Genomic DNA, 18,710 nt, shown 5'->3' on the forward strand with positions numbered 1-18,710 from the left:
CTCCGGGAGATCCGCGCCGGAGCGTTAGAGTTTCGCCGGGAGGCGAAAGCAGATGGGCTGGTGGCAGGTCGACGCGGACACGCTGGCGGGCAGCCGGTTCGTCGTCTCGCCGCTCGCCGAGACCATCGCCTGTCTGAAGGCGCTGGCGGGGGGCGCGCCCTCGCACCCCGGCGAGCGCGTCTGGTTCGACGCCCACGTGCCGGCCTACCGCGCGCGCGAGGCCGCGGACCCGGTGGCCGCGGAGCTGGTCCGGTCGGGGCTGCTGCGGCCGTGGAACGCGGACTTCCTCACCCCGACGCCCACGGGCGCGGCCGGGGTGCCGTTCGAGGAGGAGCTTGCGGCGATACGGGCCACGCCCCCGGACGCGGCCCGCGCCGACCTCGCCGTCTGCCTCGACGGCCGGCTGCCGGCGCGGCTGCGCCGGGACGACCTGCCGCACCGGGCCGCGGAGATCCTGGAGTGGGTGTGGCGGGAGGCGGTGCTGCCGGACTGGCCGCGGCGCCGGCGGGTCATCGAGGCGGACATCGTCGCGCGCACCGCGCAGGTGGGGCAGGGCGGCTGGGCCTCCGCGCTGGACGCGCTGCGGCCGGGCACGCGCTGGCTGGGCACGAGCCGGCTCCAGATCAACGTCCGCGACTACCCGCCGCGGGACGTCACCGGCGCGCAACTGCTGTTCGTGCCCGTCGTGCCGCGCACCGGCTGGGTCTCCTGGCACATCGCGCAGCAGCGCTACGCCCTCGTCTACCCGTGCGCCGGTGCGCTCGCCGACACCGGCTCCGCCGCGCCGTCGGAGTCGCTGGGCCGGCTCCTCGGCCCGGCCCGCGCGGCGGTGCTCGCGCTGCTCGACACCCCGAAGAGCACCACGCAGCTCGTGGCGCTCACCGGGCAGGGCCTCGGCTCGGTGGGGCGGCATCTGAGGGTGCTGCTCGACGCCCGGCTGGTGGGCCGGCGGCGCGCGGGGCGGTCGGTGCTGTACTACCGCACGGCGCCGGGCGAGGTGCTCGTCACGGCGCAGCGGGACGACTGAGACGGCCGCGTACGGGCGCGGTCCGCCGGTCCGGCGTACGGGCGCGGTCCGCCGGTCCGGCGTACGGGCGCGGTCCACCGGTCAGTCCGCCGGGCGGTCGCGCTGGTAGCCGCCGTCGATGTCCCAGACGGCGCCGGTGACGTAGCCGCTCTCCGCGCTGTCCAGCAGCGTCAGGGCCGGCCGCGCGATCTCCTCCGGGGTGGCCATCCGCTTGACCAGGTTGGTGCGGATCGTGCCCTCCTCAAGACCCGGGATGGCCTTCGCCGCCTCGTACATCGACGGCGTGTAGGTGCCGCCGGGGCAGATGGCGTTGACCCGGATGCCGCTGGGCGCCAGCTCGATGGCCCAGGTGGACACCAGGTAGTGCAGCGCGGCCTTGGTGGCGCCGTAGACGCCGAGACCGGGCATCGGCAGCCGGCCGGTGGCCGAGGAGGTGAGGGTCACGGCCGCACCGGGCCGCTTGGCGAGCGCCGGGGCCGCTTCGCGTACGAACGCGATCGGGCCGCGCAGGTTGACCGCGAGCATGCGGTCGACGTGGTCGAGCGGCTGCCCGGCGATGTCGCCGGGCAGGAGCGTACCGGCGTTGAAGAGCAGCAGGTCCAGGCCGCCGTGGGTGTCGACGGCGTGGGCGACCGCGCGGACGGCGGTCTCCTCGTCGGCCACGTCGCCGGCGATGCCGGAGGCGGCCGGGCCGAGCTTGGCGGCGGCCTCGGCGAGCACGTCCTCGCGCCGGGCGACCAGGACGACGTTGGCGCCGCCCGCCACCAGTCCGGCGGCGACGGCCAGCCCGATCCCCTCGCTGGCGCCGGCGACGACTGCGGTCCGGCCGGCGAACCGCCCGGCCTGCACGGTGGCGGCCTGGGCGCTCACGCGCCGCCCGCCATCAGGTGGGCCAGGAGCGCGGAGTCGTAGTAGTCGCGCCACGACGTGATCTTGCCGTCGGCGACCTCGAACGTGCCCATCACCGGCAGCGACTCGACCAGGACCGCACCGCCCTTGCCGGTCCAGTGCTCGTGGCGCTGGGTGAGCACGGTGCCGCCCCGGCTCGCGATCCGCAGCACCTCTCCCCCCACGCTCTCCAGCCCGGTCTGGTCGACGAGCTGCTGGAGGAAGCCCAGGATCCGTTCCTTGCCGCGGACCTCCGGCAGCCCCTGGTTCGCCCAGAGGCAGTCGTCGGACAGATGGCGGTGGAAGGCGGGCACCATCTCGGCGTAGGTGCTGCCCATGTCGGCGAAGAACCGCACGACGAGGGCTTCCTGTGCGGTGGCGGGTTCGTTCGGGGCTGGCATGCCCCGGAACGCTATTGAGCGCCCGCCGCGCCCGTCAAGGCGAACCCGCACTTCTCGCCAACCCCAACTGCCCCGTGGCTCAAGGTCGTTGGCCCGGGATGCGACCCCCGGGAGCGGGGGTTAGGCTCGGCCGTCACGTCACCGGACGGGCAGAAAGGGACTCTTGTGCAGGACGAGGGCAGCGGTCGGGCGGGCAACCCCGGCCCCGGCATCGACACCACCAGGCCCAGCATCGCCCGGGCCTACGACGTGGTGCTGGGCGGCAAGGACAACTACAAGGTCGACCGCGCCGTCGCCGACCAGTTGCGCCAGACCATGCCGCACATCGACGACCTCGCCTGGCTCAACCGTGAGGCCCTCGGCCGTACCGTGCGCCACCTGACCGCCGAGGCGGGCATCGACCAGCTCATCGACCTCGGCGCCGGGCTGCCGACCATGGAGAACACCCACCAGGTCGCCCAGCGCCACCTGCCCGGCGCCCGCGTCGTCTACGTCGACAACGACCCGATCGTCCTCGCCCACGGCCGGGCCCTGCTCCAGGAGAACGACGACACCCTCGTCATCACCGCCGACCTGCGGCGGCCACGGGAGATCCTGGAGCACGCCGACGTGCGCAGGATGATCGACTTCTCCCGTCCGGTGGCGATCCTGCTCGTCGGGATCCTGCACCACCTCCACGACGACGAGGACCCGCAGGGCATCGTGGACACGTACATGGACGCGGTCTGCCCGGGCAGCCACCTCGTGGTCACCCACTTCTGCGACGTCGGCGCGGAGGCCCAGGCTCTTCAGGACACGTTCCTGTCCTTCCTGGGCACCGGCCGCTTCCGCACGGTGGAGGAGATCGAGACCTACTTCACCGGCCTCGACCTGCTGGAGCCGGGTGTGGTCTCGCTGCCGCACTGGCGCCCCGACAAGCCGGTCCGCACGGATCTGAAGCTCTTCGAGCGCCTGATGGCCGGCGGCGTCGGCCGCAAGCCGTGACGCTGCCGGGCCCCCGTCCCGCGGCAGGGGCGAGGGCTCAGCCGTCGCCGGGCGCGCGGGCGGCGAAGCGGTAGCGGGTCTGGCCGAACGGCTTGCCCTTGGCGAAGGCGAACGCGACCCGCGGGACCACCTCGAAGACCAGCGGCCCCTCACCGCTGCGCACCGTCTCGGGCAGCCCGTGGAAGGTGCCCTCGGGCGAGGTGACGGTACGTCCGTACTTGACGATGTACGCGTCCGCGACCCGGCCGAGCGCCGCGCGGTCGCTGACCGGCGCGGCGTCGCCCTCGACGACCACGTCCAGGCCCGCGTCCAGGGCGTTGGCGCCGGTGACGACGGTGCAGTGCGGGTTGAGGGCGAGGTTGCGGGCCTTGCGCTCCTCGGCGCCGGTGGTGAAGTACACGGCGCCGTCCAGCCAGACGCCGATCAGCGGGGTGACGTGGGGGCGGCCTTCGGGGCGTACGGACGTCAGCCAGAACACCCCGGCGGTCTCCAGTTCCCGGCGGGCGTCCGGCCAGGGGGTGGCGGTGGCGTCGGGGTCGCTGAAGGCGGCGTCGAGCGTCGGCTCGGGCTCGCGGTGCGGTGTCTTTTCGGTCATGCGGACTCCCTCGGTGCACGTGCTGTTTCGGTCTTCGCCCGGTGCGGTTCCCTGCGGATGCCGACCAGCCTGGCGGCCGGAACTCATCGCGCACGCCCTCGCGGGGGGCGTGTCGGCGTTGTTGACGGTGCCGCGAGGCGATGGGAGGCTCGGTCCCCGAGTTCGTGAAATCGATTTCTCGGGACCTTCGGGAGGGCCCATGGGCAGTCATCGCGAAGCCGGCGGCGGGCGCCGCACACCGATGAGCAGGGCACGGTTCCTGAGAGCGGCGGCCGGTGCCGCGGTCGGCGGCGGGGTGCTGCTGGGGACCGGGCAGGCCGCGGCGGGTGCGGCGGGCGGCACCGGTGGTCCGGGCGGTTCGGGTGGTTCCGCGCCCGGGGCCCGCGGGGCGCGGGCGGTGGAGGTGAAGAAGATCCGGGACCTCACCGGGCCCGGGATCACCACCGCGTACCGCATGGAGGCCACCGACCTGGGCATCCCCGTGCGCACGCCGGACGGCCGGATGCTCTTCGTCTTCGGCGACACCTTCGAGCAGGCGCACGTCGGCGGCGGCTGGTGGCGCTCGCCCGTCGCGCTGTACTCCACCACCACGGACCTCGACGCCGGCGTCACCTGGTCCGGCGCGGTGGGCGGGGCGGCGGCGCAGCAACTGTGGGCGTACGAGCACGACAACCCCGTCTTCTCCACCGTGCTGCCGTCCGACGTGATCACCGTCGGCTCGACGATGTACCTGCACGCCATGGTCAACAAGGGCCTCGGCAACGTCGTCTGGACGGAGATCTGGCGCTCCGACGACAACGGCGCCACCTGGGTGCACACCGGCGCGAAGTTCGCCCCCGACCTGCACGGCGGCCTCTTCCAGCTCCTGACCTGGGCGGAGGGGAACGACGGCTTCGTGTACGTGTTCTCCACGGAGTTCACCCGCAGCAAGCCGATCATCCTCCAGCGGGTGCCCGCGGCCCGCATCGCCGACCCCGGCGCGTACGAACCGTGGGGCTACCGCAACGGCGCCTGGGCGTGGGGCAACCCGCCGACCCCGGTGCTGGAGGGGCGCTTCGGCGAGATGTGCCTGCGGCCGATGGCGGGCAAGTGGATCCTCACCTGGTTCAACGAGGCCGACTACCGTATCGACGGCATCCTCATGGACACCCCCACGTCCAACCTGTACGAGGCGCACCGGCAGACGCTGGTGTGGGGCGGCGAGTGGGGCAACGAGGACGACTCACACGTGGCGCAGTTGTACGGCGGCTACGTCATCCCCGGCTCGACGCCGGACAACCTGCACCTGGCGGTGAGCCAGTGGAACACCGCCGCGGGCTGGCCCTACCGGGTCATGCAGCACCGGGTGCGCGGGTTCGTGTAGCGGGCCGGCCCGGGCCGTGCCCGCCCCCGTGTCCGGTGACGACGGTCGCCGCCAGGTCCTCGCACGTCGCCGTCCGCGGCGTCAGCCCGGCGGCGGCCACGGCCGCGCGGGTGCGGGGCTCCTGCCGCTCGCTCGTCTCCACCAGCAGCAGGCCGCCGGGCGCCAGCCACCGCGGGGCCGCCGCGATCACGCGGCGCTGCACGCCGAGCCCGTCGGCGCCGCCGTCGAGCGCGGTCAGCGGCTCGTGGTCGCGAGCCTCGGGCGGCAGGAACGGCACCTCGGCGGTGGGCACGTACGGGGCGTTGACGACGAGCACGTCGACGCGGCCCCGGAGGCCGGCGGGCAGCGGCGCGTACAGGTCGCCCTCGTAGACGGAACCGCCGGCGGGGGCGACGTTGCGCCGGGCACAGCGGACCGCGGCGGGGTCGACGTCGGCGGCGTGCAGCTCGACGCCGGGCACGGCGGCGGCGACCGCGGCACCGATGGCGCCGGAGCCGCAGCACAGGTCGAGGACGACGGGGTGCGGGCCGGGTGCGGCCCCGGCGGCTGCCGCGGCGTGGCGGACCAGGAACTCGCTGCGCCTGCGCGGTACGAACACCCCGGGCTCGACGGCGATGTGCAGCCCGCAGAACTCGGCCCGGCCCAGGACCTGCTCCAGCGGCCACCCGGCGACACGGCGCGCGACGAGGGCGTCCAGCTCGGCGGGTTCCCGGGCGGCGGCGAGGAGGAGGCGGGCCTCGTCCTCGGCGAAGACGCAGCCGGCGGCGCGGAGGCGGGTGACGATGCCGGCGGGGGGCGGGGGCGTAGTCCGGTCCTCGTGCGGAGGGGTCTCCTGCGGTGGGGCTTCGTGCGGTACGGATGCGTGCGGTGCGGAGTCCTGCGGCGGCTCGTGCTGCGGGCAGTTCTGGCGTGGAGTGGCTGGCACGTACCCGTTCTACCTTGTGCGCCGTACGCTCCGCCCGCCCTTATTTCGCGTCCGCATAGCACTCCACCACCGCCGTCGTGAACGAGAACACCACCGGCGTCTCCCCGAACATCACCTCCCCCGCCCGCGCCGACGCCGCCGTCAGCGCCTTCTCCACCGCCGGCGCCTCCTCCGCCGGGCAGTGCACGATCACCTCGTCGTGCTGGAAGAACACCAGCTCCGCCCGCATCCCCGCCAGCTCCTGGCGCAGCGCCGCCAGCAGGCACAGCGCCCACTCCGCCGCGCTGGCCTGCACCACGAAGTTGCGCGCGAACCGGCCTCTGGCCCGTGCGACGGCGCCCCCGCGGGGCTGCGCCCCGTCGTCCCCGCCCTCCTGCGGCAGCCCCGCCTCACCGTCGTCCGCCGCCTCCGCCGGCGCGCACGTACGGCCCAGGTGGCTGCGGACGAGCCGGCCCTCCTCGCCGGCGCGGGCGGCCTCGTCCACGTACGCCACCGCGGCGGGGAAGCGGCGGCGCAGATCCGCCAGGTACTTCAGCGCGTCCCCGGAGGTCTGGCCGTAGATCGCGCCCAGCAGCGCGAGCTTGGCCTCCGCGCGCCCGCCCGCGAACGCGCGGTCCGCCAGCGCCTCGTACAGATCCCGGGTGCCGTCCGCCGCCGCCATCAGCCCCGGGTCACCGGAGACGGCGGCCAGCACGCGCGGCTCCATCTGGTCGGCGTCGGCGACCACCAGGCGCCAGCCCGGGTCCGCGACCACCGCGCGGCGCACCACCCGCGGGATCTGGAGCGCACCGCCGCCGTGCGTGGTCCAGCGGCCGGACATGGCGCCGCCCGGCAGGTACTCCGGGCGGAACCGGCCGTCGTGCACCCAGGTCTGGAGCCAGGACCAGCCGTGGGCGGTGTGCAGCCGGTACAGCTTCTTGTACTCCAGCAGGGGGGCGACGGCGGGGTGGTCGACGTCTTGCAGCTCCCACTTGCGGGTGGAGGCGATCCTGACGCCGGCCTTGCGGAAGGCGCGGACCACCTCGGCGGGCAGGTCGGGGCGGACCCGCTCGCCGAACGCGGCGGACACCTCGTCGGCCAGCGCGGCGAGGCGGGGCGGCTCCAGACCGCCGGGGTAGCGGCCGCCGAGCAGCTCGGTGAGCAGGGCGTCGTGCACGTCGGCGCGCCACGGGAGGCCGGCGCGGTGCATCTCGGCGGCGACGAGCATCCCGGCGGACTCGGCGGCGACGAGGAGCCGCATGCGGCCCGGGTGGGCTGAGGCGGCGATGCGGTCCTGCTGCGCGGCGTGGACGGCGAGGAGTGCGTGCAGGTCGTCCGTGCCGTGGGGGCGTGCGGGGGCGGCGTCGAAGAGGGTGGGCTCGGGCTCGCCGCCGAAGGAGCGGGGCGGCGGGTCGTCCGGCACGGGGTGCCCGCTCAGGCGGGCCCAGGCGGCGGCGAGGGAGCGGGGCAGGCCCCACATCCCCTCGTGGCCGAGGAGGATGGCCTCGGCGGCCTCGATGTCGTGGCAGCGGGGGACGGTGAGGCCGGCGTCGAGGAGGCGGGGGTAGAACTCGGCGGTGGCGGACCAGATCCAGCGGTCGGCGGTGGGGTGGTGCCGGAGGGCGTCGGCGGGGTGGGGGTAGGTGTGGGCGCTGCCCTCGCCGTCGAGGGGGCGGACGGTGACCCCGCCGTGCGGTCCGTCGGCCATGGCCCAGTGCATGGCGCCGAGTCTGCCACCGCCCACTGACACCGGGTCGGTGGGCGGAGGCTGTTCCCCGTGCCTGTCCGCGTGGGAGGGCTACGTCTCCCGGGGGTCCGCGTCCGTAGCCTCGGACGGGGGGGCGTTCCCCGACCCGCCCCTTCCCGAAACCGGGGCTTCGCCCCGGACCCCCAACGCGCCTGCGGCGCGGGCTAGACGCGGGCTCCGCCCCCGTACCCCCGTCGAGGCTGCGCCCCGGACCCCGTCACCCGTGCCCCCGGCGCGTACAAGGCCCAGCGGGCTTCGCCTCGCACTCCCGGCGTGGGCCCCCGGCCCCTCGGCTCAGTCGTCCCGCCACACCTTCCGGCGGCCGTCGCCCAGCGACGGTCTCGTCGCCTCCCAAACCCTGCGCCACTCCGCCACCGGCTTCCCCTGCTCCACCGGCGTCGCAGTCAGCGGGAGCGCCGTCGTGCGGCCCTCCGGGAGGGTGAGGCGGCCGTCCTGTGCCGCGCGGAGCGACTGGTACCAGCCGAGGTCCTCCTCCGCCCACAGCGCCGCGATGTGGCGCAGCATGCGGGCGCGGAAGTCGGTGACCGACTCGCCTTCCTGCGGGGGCATGGGGCGGCCGAAGCGGACCACCAGGCGGGTGCCCGTGCGGGTCGGCAGGGCCTTGCCGCGGGGCATCGCCGCGAACGTGCCGCGGACCGCGACCGGGACGACCGGGATGCCCATGTTCACGCAGAGGCGCGACGCGCCCATCTTGAACGAGCTCATCCAGCCGTCGTGCGACCGCGTGCCCTCCGGGTACAGCAGCAGGCTCCAGCCGTCGTCGATGAGTTCCGCCGGCAGCGATGTCCCGCCGCGGCGCGAGCCGTGCCGGTCCACGGGGAAGGCGTTGAACATCAGCGCCGTCGTCACGCTGACCGCCGTGGAGGTGAAGAAGTAGTCCGCCGCCGCGCCGACCGCCGTGCGGTCGGCGATGCGGCGGGGCAGGGAGCCGAGGATCAGCGGGGTGTCGAGGTGGCTGGAGTGGTTGGCCACGAAGATCGCCGGTCCGCGCAGCGACTCCAGCAGGTCCAGGCCCTCGATCTGCGGCCGGGTCTTGGCCCAGGCGTACTGCTTGAGCACCCCGCGCTGGAGCACGTTGCGCACCGCCCGCGCCGCGGGGGTGCGCGCCCACGCGGTGGGGAACGTCTTCTGCTCGACCTTCCCCGCCCCGAAGCCCGCCGCGCTGCCGCCCGGGGTGCGGTAGCCGCGGGGCGCCAGCGCCCGGCCGCGCCAGTCGCGCCCGCGGCGCAGCATGTCGAGGTCGCCGCGCAGGCTCCCCTTGCCGGCCCTGCCCTTGCCCGGGCCCTTCGCGCCGCTCATCGGACGGACGCCAGGGTCAGCGGGGGCATGTGCTGGTACGTGATGGAGGGGCTGGTGCCCACCGTCTGCGAGGCCAGTTGCAGCGCGTCGTTGAGCGTCGAGGCGGACTGCACGCCGAGCCGGGCCGCCGCACTGCGGTCCGCGCCGACGAAGATGACCTGGCCCAGGTGCTGCATCGCGTGCGCGCCCCAGTACCACATGTAGAAGGGGTGCACGCCGTGGTAGGCGTAGCTCTTGCGGTAGAGGTGCACGTACCACGGGTCGGTGGCGAACTGCTTCTCGAACTTGGCCTCGATGACCGCCGGGTCGGTGGTCTCGGCCAGCACCTCTTCGTAGAAGTCGATGTAGCTGGGGTGGTGGACGGGATGGAACTCGTTCGGCATCGGGTGGTAGAAGATCCCGACGCCGCCCTCCCGCACGATCGGCTTGTTCAGATACAGGTTGAAGAAGTAGCCGAGGCCCAGGCACATCGTCAGGATCGGGTTCATCACCGAGTTGACGTTGTACGGGCAGATGTACGGCAGCCCGTAGACGGCGACGTCGGCCTGCCCCTGCACCTCGGTGAGCTGCTGGCGGTGGACGTTGCGCAAGGTGATCGGGTGCACCTCGCTCGGCGCGCCCGCGTTGACGCCGGTGACCCCGTACGGCGCCTCCGACTTGTGCCACAGCCGGCGCCGCATCGACGGCGTCATCAGCGCGTTGCCGCGCCGGGAGGCGAGGTAGGCGGCCTGGTCGCCGTAGTTCCACTCCCACTCGCGCTTGTTGAGGAAGCGGGTGGCGGACGGGAAGGTGTCGTTGTTCAGCGTCGTCTCGACGGTGAACACCTTGACCTGGCCGCCGATCAGGTCGTGCATGCGGTTGTACGAGTGGTGCATGGCCGACTTCGGCGGGTCGTTGAACGACCGGGAGTGCCGCAGCGTGTGCACGTTGTGGTGGTGGCGGATGCTGCGGTAGCTGGCCAGGCCCACCGACACCGACTTGGGCCCGCCGCTCATCGCCGTCGAGGTGATGTTGACGTAGACGACGAGGTCGCTCTCGGCCGCCCGCCGGTTGATCTCGACCTCCTCGCCCTCCGAGGTGTCGCCGAGGTGGACGAGGTTGTCGCGGTCCTCGGCGTCGTGGTTGGTGAGGTGCTGCGGGAAGAAGGAGCGGAACACCCGGTCGCCCACGATGTGCTGGAGCTCCGCCGGGGTCATGCGCCGGTGCAGGGCGTTGGCGGCGATCAGCTCGACGTCGTCGACGCCCTTGGCCGCCGCCATCTCCAGCACCTGCTCGATGATGCGCTGGCGCACGTCGGGCCGGCGCATCGGCGGCAGCGGCAGCGACAGGTCGTCGAAGACGATCGTCAGCCGCATGCCGGCGAAGAGCAGCTCGGGCAGCGGTTCGCTGCCGTGGGGTTCGAGCAGCGCGCGGCGGATGACCCCGTCGAGGTCGCGGATGCCGGGCAGCGAGTCGGGCGGGTAGATCACCCGGGTGCCGTGGGGCAGCCGCTCCAGCCGGAAATTCTCGCCCTCGTGCACCAGCAGGGGCGGGGTTCGTTCGTCGACTTCCAGCACGAAGCCTGGTCTGCTCACGCTCTCTCCTCAGTGTGGTCGCCGGCGCCTGCGCAGCGGGCGGCGGTGCGGGCGTCGGGTGCCCGGCGGCTGCGTACGGCGGTGGGGCGGCCGACTCCGGTGTCGGCCACTACCCTGCCATTCGTGCCCGGTCAGCCGTCCAGGGTCGGGTCAAAGGCGATCTTGACGGAGCCCGCGGAGCCGGCCGCGAACGCGTGCTCCAGCGCGGGGCGCCACTGCTGGAGCGCATAGCGTTCGACGTAGCCGTCCAGGGGCGCGGTCGCGGCGAGCTGCGCCGCCTTGTCGAAGTCGGTGCCGGCGTGGCCCTCGGGGCCCGCGTCCACGCCGTCCGCGGGCTCGTCCTCGCGGCGTCTGGTCGTGTACGCGCCCACCAGGCTCAGCTCCCGGTACCACAGCGGGGTCAGGTCGGCGCCCCCCGGGATGCCGGACACGACGACCGTTCCACCGGCCCGTACGGTACGCAGCGCGGTGTCCAGGCCGGCGCCGCCGCCGGTGCACTCGAAGGCGATGTCGGCCCCGCCGAGCAGGAACTCCGAGCCCATCTCGGGGCGTTGGGCGAGCGCCGAGGTCAGCCGGCGTACGACGCGCAGCGCGCGGTCCGGCTCGACGGCCTCGTCCGCGCCCAGCGCCAGCGCCCGTTCGCGCTGGTGGCCGTGCTTGGCGACGACGTGGATGGTGCCCGCCTCGGTGAGCTGGCGCAGCGCCAGCACGGTGAACAGCCCGACCGTGCCGGCCCCGATGACCAGCACCGAGGCGCCCGGCTCGATCGGCGCCCGGCGCACCGAGTGGATCGCGCAGGCCAGCGGCTCGATGAGCACCGCGCGCTCGTCCGGCAGGTCGTCGGGCACCGGGCGGAGCTGGTGCTCGTGGGCGACCATGCGCTGGGCCCAGCCGCCGCCGGTGTCGGCGCAGTAGCCGGTCTGCATGCCGGGCGAGAGGTGCCCGGAGGTGATGTGGTCGCAGCGGTTGGTGTGCCCGGCGCGGCAGGCGTCGCACTCGGGCAGGCCGCGGACCGCGCAGGACAGCACCGGGTCGAGCACCACGCGGGTGCCGCGCGGGATGGTCGGCAGGTCGTCGACGGTGGTGCCGACGACCTCGTGGCCGGGCACGAACGGCGTGGACGTCAGCGCCGCCAGGTACGGCGACACGGTGCCGTTGAGCATCCCGAGGTCCGAACCGCAGATGCCGGACAGGCTGGGCGCCAGCCGGGTCCAGCCGTCGCCCTTGGGCAGCTCGCGCCGGTCGCGGCTGAGCCGGAGCGGCGCGAGCGAGCCGGCCAGCGAGCCGGCGGCGCGGCTGCGGGTGCGGCTGAGCCCGCGGGCGGCCAGGAAGCGCGCGGGCGAACGGTGGTACTGAAGCGCCAGACTCATCGGCCCTCTCCGTCGGATGCGGTGCGGCCGGCCGCGGGCAGGGCCCGTACGGGCCGCGGCCGGGTGTGGCTGATCACGGTGCCCGCGAGCGCGTCCCAGCGGCTCGCGGTGTGCGTCCCCCAGCGGGCGATCTCCCAGCGGTGGCGCTTGGCGTGCCGGAACAGCCGGGTGTCGGGGTTGACCGCGTGCGGCTTGCCCACGACCTCCAGCAGCGGCCGGTCCGAGTAGCTGTCGGCGTAGCCGTAGCTGGCGCCGAGGTCCAGCTCCCGTTCGCGGGCGTGGCTCTGGAGCCAGGCCGCGCGGCCCTCGCCGACGATCGGCGGGGTGCGCAGGAAGCCGGTCAGGAGGCCGTCGTGCTCGGCGAGGCGGGTCGCCTCGATGTCGTCGAAGAGCGGCCGCAGCGGCTCCACGAGCACGTCGAGGCTGCCGGTGATGAGCACGGTGCGGTGGCCGGCGGCGCGGTGTGCGCGGATGCGGCGTACGGCCTCGGGCATCACGCGGTGCAGCAGCGCGTCGCCGACCTGCTCGGCGACCAGGGCGCGCAGTTCCTCGGCGTGCGCGCCCTCGTAGCGGCGGAAGAAGGAGCGCATCACGTCGCCGCGGTCGCGGCGTTCCGCGAGCAGGTAGCGGGGTGCGTTGCGGGCGAGGTCGAACAGCTCGGGGGCCCAGCGCCCGCGGGGCAGCGACGCCAGCCGGGTCCAGACGTAGGACTCGACGATGTCGGAGGCGATGATCGTGCCGTCCAGGTCGAAGACGGCGGCGGTGCTGCCCGCGGCGCCGTCGCCGCCGGGCGGGAGCACGGCGGGGTTCGGCCTGCGGGTGTTGCGGCGCCCGCCGGTCCGGGCCCGCAGGGGCGCGGTGACCTTGGGGCAGTGGACCTCTTCGAGGTACGTGTACCAGTCGATCTCGGCGGGGTCGAAGCCGTGCTCGGCGGCGCGGTCGGCGGGCAGCGCGGCGTTGAGCGCGCGCAGCTCGCGGTCGTCGTAGACGACGGCGGTACGGGTGTAGACGCCGTACAGGTCGGAGTAGCGGCGCAGCGTCTCCAGCGAGCGCTTCTCCTTGTGCAGCCTGCTCGCCCACTCCTGGGTGCGCTCGGTGCCGGGGAGCTGGCCCAGGAGCTTGTCGGCGATGTTCGCGGCGCGTTCGCCGGCGCCGAGTGCGAACTCCACGCGGGAGGCGCCGGGGAAGGTCCAGGTCGGCGGGCGTACGTGACCGCGGCCGCTGCTCTCCGGCAGCGGGTCGCGGCGGAAGTAGGAGTGCACGTGCTTGTAGAGGTCGCGCAGCGTGAGGGGGTTGGTGGCACCGGAGCCGACGTGGAAGTAGTGCGGCTCCGCGCCCTCGTCCGGCGGTGCCGCGGCGGCGGCGAGGGTGGCGTTGACGACGAGGTCGACGGGGACGACGTCCATCACGGTGTCCGGCTGCCCCGGCATGTCGCGCAGCAGCCCGCTGCCGTACGCGATGATCAGCGGGTCGGCCATCTTGAAGCCGTCGATCCAGCCGGGGAACGGGTGGCGCAGCGCGCTCTCCACGATCGCGGGCCGCAGGATCGACAGCGGCCGGCCGGCCCACAGCTCCTCGACGGCGCGCTCGGACATCGCCTTGGTGAAGGTGTAGACGTCGGAGAAGCCGAGGATCTCGGCGCGGATGGCGCCGTGTTCGACGAGCCGCTCCTCGACCCACGCGCGGCGCGCGTCCTCCGCGTCCTTGGCGGCGATCTGCGGGCCGGCCTTGCCGTGGTCGCGGCCGGCCTTCTCCAGCGCCTTGCGCAGCACTTCGGGGCGGCGGGAGGCGCGCTCGACGTCGTCGCGGGCGGCCAGGCCCTGGGCCAGCTCGCCGCGCCAGTCGACGTCGTGGGTGAGCCGGCCCTCGCGGACCAGGCCCTGGCCGCCGCTGGAGACGTACGCGGTGGAGATGTGCACGATGTGCGGCGGGCGCTCCTGGCGGCCCAGCTTCTCGTACAGCGCGACGGCGCCGGAGACGTTGCTGCGGAACGCCTCGTCGATCGGCGGGTCGAAGGAGACGGACGAGGCGCAGTGGATGGCGACGTCGATGTCGCCGGGGAACTCGACGTCCTCCAGCCGGTCGAGCGCCCCCTCGATGACGGTGACGCGCCGCTCGGCCTCGGCGATCGCGGCCTCGTCGCCGACCTGTTCGCGCCAGGCGCGGAAGACGTCCTTGCGCAGCAGGCGGCGGAAGCGGTCGGCGGCGCTGCCGTTGCCCCGCGGGCGGACGACGATCGACACGCGGGTGCCGGGATGGCCGGACAGCAGCCGCTCCAGCAGCGCCTGCCCGATGAAGCCGGTGGCCCCCGTCAGCAGGACGTGCGCGTCGTCGAGTCGCCCGATGCGGTAAGTCCCCGTCACTCGTGCCCTCCCCTGGTCTGGTCTTGCATGTGCCGGTCTCTGTTTCTGTGGTGGACCGGCGTCAACCGGTGGCGGGCCGCGGCACCGCCAGGTCGCCCCGGTAGCGGACTGCGGCAGCTTCGCACACCGCGCGTACGGGCCAGCCCAGCGCGGCCGCGGCGGTCTCCGCCTCGGCCAGTTCCGGCTGTACGGTGAGCGCTCCGCCGGGGCCGTCCGCGACCTTGACGGTGACCTGCTGCTCGGCGCCTGGCGGGCCCACGGCCACCACGGCGCTGTGCCGGGGCAGCATCAGGCGCCGGCGGGCGGACCAGCGGACACCGAGCGTAGTGGTGTGGCGGAAGAGCGCGTCGGCGACCGCCGGCCGCACCTCCTCCGCGCACAGCGCGGTGACGACGCGGCCGGGGCGGCCGTGCCGTCCGACCGTCTCGGTGGTCCAGCAGTCCCACGCGCCGGCGGCGCGCAGGGCGGCGAGGACCGAGGGCCACAGCCGCGGGTCGAGGTCGTCGACGGTGCTCTCCACGACGGTGACCTCGCCCTCGGCGGGGTCGCCGCCGCGGAGGGCCGCCGGGGCGGCGAGGGTGCCGACGACGACGCGGGTGATGTTGGGGCGGTCCGGGGTGTCGCGGCTGCCGCCGCCGGTGCCCACGGCCCGTACCGTCATGTCGGGCAGCGGGCCGGAGGTGGCGAGGGCGGCGACGAGCGCGGCGCCGGTGGGGGTGGTGCGCTCGCCGGCGAGCGCGCCGCCGGTCAGCGCGAGGCCGCCGGCGGCGGCCAGGTGCAGCACGGCGGGTACGGGGACGGGCATGCGGCCGTGCGCGCAGTCGACCTCCCCGCTGCCCGCGGCGAGCGGGGAGCAGGTGACGGCGGCGCCGGGCGCGAGCAGGCCGAGGTCGGCGAGCGCGGCGGCGCAGCCGACCACGTCGGCGAGCGCGTCGAAGGCGCCGACCTCGTGGAAGTGGACGGCGTCGGCGCCGGTGCCGTGCGCCTTGCCCTCGGCCTCGGCGAGCAGCCGGAAGACGCCGGCGGCGAAGTCGGCGGCGTCCCGGGCGAGTCCGGCGCGGTCGAGGTCGGCGAGGACGTCGGCGAGGTGGCGGTGGTGGTCGGGGACGGCGGGGCGGTGGACGGTGACGCGGTTGCACCCGAAGCCGCCGCGGCGGTCGCGTGCCACGGACACGTCCAGCCCGTCGATCTTGAGCGCCGCCACCGCGTCCCGTACCGCGTCGAGGCTCGCGCCGGCGTCGAGCAGCGCGCCGAGCAGCATGTCGCCGGCCACCCCGGCGGTGCAGTCGAGATGGGCCGCGGCCGTCCCCTCAGCCACCGTGTGCCACCCCCGACGCGTCCCGTTCATGATCAATGGGAGAGCCCTTCCCGTACGTCTCCCCCGCCACACCGGCGCGCGGGGGCGCCTCCCTCGTGTGAGCGATGTCGCAGCCGAAGGCGGGCCGTGCGCCGCGCTGTTCACTCACCGGCGCGCACCCCCACGATCTTGGCGGCGTGCACGGCGGCGCCGAAGCCGTTGTCGATGTTGACGACCGTGAGCCCGGGGGCGCACGAGGACAGCATCGCGCCGGCGGCGGCGCGGCCGCCGTCGGCGAAGCCGTAGCCGACGCTGGTGGGGACGCCGACGACGGGGGCGGTGAGCAGGCCGGTGACGACGCTCGGGAGCGCGCCGTCCATGCCCGCGACGACGATGGCGCAGTCCGCGGTGCGCACCTCGCCGAGCAGCGAGAGCAGCCGGGACAGGCCGGCGACGCCGACGTCGGCGAAGAGCCGGGAGCCGGTGCCCAGGGCGTCGAGGGTGGCGACGGCCTCGCGGGCGACGGGCAGGTCGCTGGTGCCGGCGGTGAGCACGGCGACCGTGCCGCGCGGGTCCGGCAGCGCGCCCACGGTGACGGTGCGGGCGCGGGTGTCGACCCGTACCGGCTCGTCCGCGAAGGCGTCGGGCGCCTCCCGCAGCACCTCCTCGGGGCAGCGGGTGGCCAGCGCGGGGAACTCCGGTGTCCGGCGGCGCAGTTCGGCGAGGAGCTGGAGGGTCTGCTGCGGGGTCTTGCCGTCGGCGTAGACGACCTCGGGCACGCCGGTGCGGCGCCGGCGGCCCACGTCGAGCCGGGCGAAGTCGCCGACCTCCGCGACGCCGCCGTCCAGCAGCGCCGCCCATCCCGACGAGGTGCCGGTGGCGTCGGGGGCGCTGCCGCGGGGCTCGTTCATCGCGTCGGCGCTCCGTCGGAAGAGACGGTGCGGGAGGCGGCGCGCGCGGCCGTGCTGACGGCGCCCGTACGGTACGGGGCGAGGCTGCCCTCGCCGAGCGGGCCGACGGCGGCGACCTCGCGCAGCAGGGTGTCGCCGAGGCCGCGGGCGGCGGCCACCTCGCGGTGCGCGGGCGCGTCCAGCTCGATCCGGAAGCCGCGCTTCAGCAGGCGTACGCGGACGTCCCGGGCGCCCACGCGGTGTTCGTCCAGCGTCTCGCGGACCCGCTCCTCGGCCCGCTCGACCAGGTGCAGCCGGTCCTTCGAGACCGGGATGCCCACGGCGATCCGGGACGCCAGGCACGGCATGCCGGGCTTCTCCGCGACCGGCAGCCCCCACGCCCGCGCGACCGCGCGCACCGCGGTCTTGCCGAGCCCGGCGGCGGCCAGCGGCTCGGCGGCGTCGAGTTCCTTGGCGGCGCGCAGCCCGGGGCGGTGGGCGGCGCGGCGGTCGTCGAGGTGGGTGCCGGTGGCCACGTGCGCGAAGCCGTGCTCGGCGGCGTAGCCGGCGACCCGGCCGAGGACGGTCTGCTTGCAGAAGTAGCAGCGGTCGCCGGCGTTGGCGCGGTAGCCGGCGACGGACAGTTCGTCGGTGTCCAGCACGACGAGTTCGGCGCCGAGGTCCACCGCCGTGTCGCGGGCGAGGGCCAGCTCACCGCGGGCCAGCGCGGGCGAGTCGGCGATGACGGCGACGGCCCGGCCGGGGCCGAGGGCGCGTACGGCCGCGGCGAGGACGACCGTGGAATCCACGCCACCGGAGTATGCCACCGCGACACTGCCGAGTCGGCCGACTTCCGCCAGCAGGGCGGCGGCGGCCGCCGCCGCGTCCGCGGCACCGGTGTCCGCGGCGGCCGGCCCCGTGGCGGGGGCGGCGGCCGCGGGGCCACCGGCGGCGGTTGCGAGGGGCCCGCGCCGGTCGGCGGGGCCGTGGTGCGCGGCGGGGCCGGCGTCCGTCATGCGTGTGAGCCCGCCGATCGACGTCGTACGGCGGCGATCCCGGCCGCGCCCGCGACGACCGCGGCGCCGGCGACCAGCCCGCGCTTGCGGGAGCCGCGCCGCCCGGTGCCCAGGTCGGCCACCGGCACGCCGGCGCCGAAGTCCGCGACGCCGCGCTGGACCAGGTTGAGCCCGGCCATGCCGGGAAGCTTGTGCACCTTCTCGTCGATCTTGCGCACGGCGGCGGCGCCCTCGTCGTCGCCCAGCAGGTGCCGCAGCACGAACCGGGTCTCCTCCACCGGCTGGATGGTGGAGCCGACGGGCTGCCAGAAGCGCTCGGTCACCCAGCGGGCCACCGAGCGGGCGCGCTGGGAGCGCTCCAGGCGCTCCTTGGCCTGGCTGGCGTAGAACGCGAGGTGCCGGGACTCCTGGCGCTGTATGCGGCCGAGCAGCTTGGTCAGCTCGGGGTGCTGCTCCTTCTCGATGAGGCTGCCGTACGCGGCGTGCGCGGACCACTCGTTTATGGCGCCCCACGTCATGTGCACGGCGACGAAGTCCTCACCGATGGCGTTGGCCGCGATGGACTGGTAGATCGGCGCCAGCCGGTCCTTGAGCCCCTGCGCCTCGCGCACCTCGCGGATGTGGTCGTAGTCCGCCTTCTGGCCGTGGGCGCGCAGCACGGAGTCGATCGCCTCGCCGTGCCAGAATTCCTCGAAGGCCCACATCGACATGAACGCCGTCACGTCCGGGTCACGGTGGGACGGGGTGACCAGCACGTCCCGCAGGTAGCAGATCGTGTGGCTCTCCACGTCCGACATGTAGCGCAGACAGCGGAGCGCCTCCTCGGACAGCGGGCGCTCGGCGAACGCGTCGAGGTCCAGGTCGTCGACCTGAACGCGTCCGGCCGTGTTGATGTAGCCCGGTATGTCGAAGGCCATTGCTCTCCCTCCGGCAGATGCGCCGATTGCGCCGAGTCCATCACGGCACGAAGC

General features: G+C 74.8%; 16 protein-coding genes. 3 read left to right on the forward strand and 13 right to left on the reverse strand.

What is annotated here, in order from left to right; translation table 11 throughout:
- Positions 1 to 52: 52 nt before the first annotated feature.
- Complete coding sequence (locus QBL21_RS20375; RefSeq protein ID WP_407563665.1) at positions 53 to 1,027, forward strand: ArsR/SmtB family transcription factor; 975 nt, start codon at positions 53 to 55, stop codon at positions 1,025 to 1,027.
- A gap of 81 nt (positions 1,028 to 1,108) precedes the next feature.
- Here QBL21_RS20375 and QBL21_RS20380 read toward each other — a convergent pair whose 3' ends face one another.
- Positions 1,109 to 1,897, reverse strand: a complete 789-nt coding sequence (locus QBL21_RS20380; RefSeq protein ID WP_407563666.1) for an SDR family NAD(P)-dependent oxidoreductase — start codon at positions 1,895 to 1,897, stop codon at positions 1,109 to 1,111.
- On the reverse strand, positions 1,894 to 2,316 hold the full coding sequence (locus QBL21_RS20385) for a limonene-1,2-epoxide hydrolase family protein (RefSeq protein WP_407563667.1): 423 nt from the start codon (positions 2,314 to 2,316) through the stop codon (positions 1,894 to 1,896). The genes QBL21_RS20380 and QBL21_RS20385 overlap by 4 nt, the downstream gene beginning before the upstream one ends.
- A 165-nt stretch (positions 2,317 to 2,481) precedes the next feature.
- On the opposite strand from QBL21_RS20385, the gene QBL21_RS20390 reads away from it, so the two are divergent.
- Positions 2,482 to 3,300, forward strand: coding sequence for an SAM-dependent methyltransferase (locus tag QBL21_RS20390; protein WP_407563668.1), 819 nt, complete (start codon positions 2,482 to 2,484; stop codon positions 3,298 to 3,300).
- Between the two features lie 37 nt (positions 3,301 to 3,337).
- Here QBL21_RS20390 and QBL21_RS20395 read toward each other — a convergent pair whose 3' ends face one another.
- Positions 3,338 to 3,895: a pyridoxamine 5'-phosphate oxidase family protein gene (locus QBL21_RS20395; RefSeq protein ID WP_407563669.1), complete on the reverse strand. Its 558-nt coding sequence runs from the start codon at positions 3,893 to 3,895 to the stop codon at positions 3,338 to 3,340.
- 241 nt (positions 3,896 to 4,136) lie between these two features.
- On the opposite strand from QBL21_RS20395, the gene QBL21_RS20400 reads away from it, so the two are divergent.
- Complete coding sequence (locus QBL21_RS20400; protein WP_407563670.1) at positions 4,137 to 5,258, forward strand: DUF4185 domain-containing protein; 1,122 nt, start codon at positions 4,137 to 4,139, stop codon at positions 5,256 to 5,258.
- On the opposite strand, the gene QBL21_RS20405 is transcribed toward QBL21_RS20400, so the two are convergent.
- The 10 genes from QBL21_RS20405 to QBL21_RS20450 form a co-directional block, all read right to left on the reverse strand.
- Positions 5,227 to 6,042: a putative protein N(5)-glutamine methyltransferase gene (locus QBL21_RS20405; RefSeq protein WP_407566488.1), complete on the reverse strand. Its 816-nt coding sequence runs from the start codon at positions 6,040 to 6,042 to the stop codon at positions 5,227 to 5,229. The genes QBL21_RS20400 and QBL21_RS20405 overlap by 32 nt on opposite strands.
- A gap of 181 nt (positions 6,043 to 6,223) precedes the next feature.
- Positions 6,224 to 7,882, reverse strand: coding sequence for a bifunctional 3'-5' exonuclease/DNA polymerase (locus tag QBL21_RS20410; protein ID WP_407563671.1), 1,659 nt, complete (start codon positions 7,880 to 7,882; stop codon positions 6,224 to 6,226).
- A gap of 321 nt (positions 7,883 to 8,203) precedes the next feature.
- Positions 8,204 to 9,229, reverse strand: coding sequence for a lysophospholipid acyltransferase family protein (locus tag QBL21_RS20415; RefSeq protein WP_407563672.1), 1,026 nt, complete (start codon positions 9,227 to 9,229; stop codon positions 8,204 to 8,206).
- Positions 9,226 to 10,803 (reverse strand): lactate racemase domain-containing protein, encoded by a 1,578-nt coding sequence (locus QBL21_RS20420; protein WP_407563673.1) that lies wholly within the window; start codon positions 10,801 to 10,803, stop codon positions 9,226 to 9,228. Before QBL21_RS20420 ends, QBL21_RS20415 begins: the two co-directional genes overlap by 4 nt.
- Positions 10,804 to 10,934: 131 nt before the next feature.
- A complete protein-coding gene (locus QBL21_RS20425) occupies positions 10,935 to 12,173 on the reverse strand; it encodes a zinc-binding dehydrogenase (protein WP_407563674.1) in 1,239 nt (412 codons plus the stop codon).
- On the reverse strand, positions 12,170 to 14,536 hold the full coding sequence (locus tag QBL21_RS20430) for an HAD-IB family hydrolase (RefSeq protein WP_407563675.1): 2,367 nt from the start codon (positions 14,534 to 14,536) through the stop codon (positions 12,170 to 12,172). Before QBL21_RS20430 ends, QBL21_RS20425 begins: the two co-directional genes overlap by 4 nt.
- A gap of 61 nt (positions 14,537 to 14,597) precedes the next feature.
- Entirely contained in the window at positions 14,598 to 15,854 is a 1,257-nt protein-coding gene (larC, locus tag QBL21_RS20435; protein WP_407563676.1) for a nickel pincer cofactor biosynthesis protein LarC, read from the reverse strand.
- Between the two features lie 140 nt (positions 15,855 to 15,994).
- Entirely contained in the window at positions 15,995 to 16,744 is a 750-nt protein-coding gene (gene larB, locus QBL21_RS20440) for a nickel pincer cofactor biosynthesis protein LarB (RefSeq protein WP_407563677.1), read from the reverse strand.
- The gene (locus QBL21_RS20445; protein ID WP_407563678.1) at positions 16,741 to 17,739 is read right to left on the reverse strand and encodes a TIGR00268 family protein; all 999 of its coding nucleotides are present in this window, start codon (positions 17,737 to 17,739) and stop codon (positions 16,741 to 16,743) included. Before QBL21_RS20445 ends, larB begins: the two co-directional genes overlap by 4 nt.
- Entirely contained in the window at positions 17,736 to 18,656 is a 921-nt protein-coding gene (locus tag QBL21_RS20450; RefSeq protein WP_407563679.1) for a ferritin-like domain-containing protein, read from the reverse strand. The genes QBL21_RS20445 and QBL21_RS20450 overlap by 4 nt, the downstream gene beginning before the upstream one ends.
- Positions 18,657 to 18,710 lie beyond the last annotated feature (54 nt).

This window comes from Streptomyces sp. 184, from assembly GCF_045781775.1.
In the GTDB taxonomy this organism is placed as follows: Bacteria; Actinomycetota; Actinomycetes; order Streptomycetales; family Streptomycetaceae; genus Streptomyces.

Excerpts from the sequence above, each read along its gene's own strand:
- QBL21_RS20395 (WP_407563669.1), bottom strand. The coding sequence starts at position 3,895 with ATGACCGAAAAGACACCGCACCGCGAGCCCGAGCCGACGCTCGACGCC.
- QBL21_RS20450 (WP_407563679.1), bottom strand. The coding sequence starts at position 18,656 with ATGGCCTTCGACATACCGGGCTACATCAACACGGCCGGACGCGTTCAG.
- QBL21_RS20445 (WP_407563678.1), bottom strand. The coding sequence starts at position 17,739 with ATGACGGACGCCGGCCCCGCCGCGCACCACGGCCCCGCCGACCGGCGC.
- QBL21_RS20400 (WP_407563670.1), top strand. The coding sequence starts at position 4,137 with ATGAGCAGGGCACGGTTCCTGAGAGCGGCGGCCGGTGCCGCGGTCGGC.
- QBL21_RS20415 (WP_407563672.1), bottom strand. The coding sequence starts at position 9,229 with ATGAGCGGCGCGAAGGGCCCGGGCAAGGGCAGGGCCGGCAAGGGGAGC.
- QBL21_RS20410 (WP_407563671.1), bottom strand. The coding sequence starts at position 7,882 with ATGCACTGGGCCATGGCCGACGGACCGCACGGCGGGGTCACCGTCCGC.
- QBL21_RS20375 (WP_407563665.1), top strand. The coding sequence starts at position 53 with ATGGGCTGGTGGCAGGTCGACGCGGACACGCTGGCGGGCAGCCGGTTC.
- QBL21_RS20425 (WP_407563674.1), bottom strand. The coding sequence starts at position 12,173 with ATGAGTCTGGCGCTTCAGTACCACCGTTCGCCCGCGCGCTTCCTGGCC.
- larB (WP_407563677.1), bottom strand. The coding sequence starts at position 16,744 with ATGAACGAGCCCCGCGGCAGCGCCCCCGACGCCACCGGCACCTCGTCG.
- QBL21_RS20385 (WP_407563667.1), bottom strand. The coding sequence starts at position 2,316 with ATGCCAGCCCCGAACGAACCCGCCACCGCACAGGAAGCCCTCGTCGTG.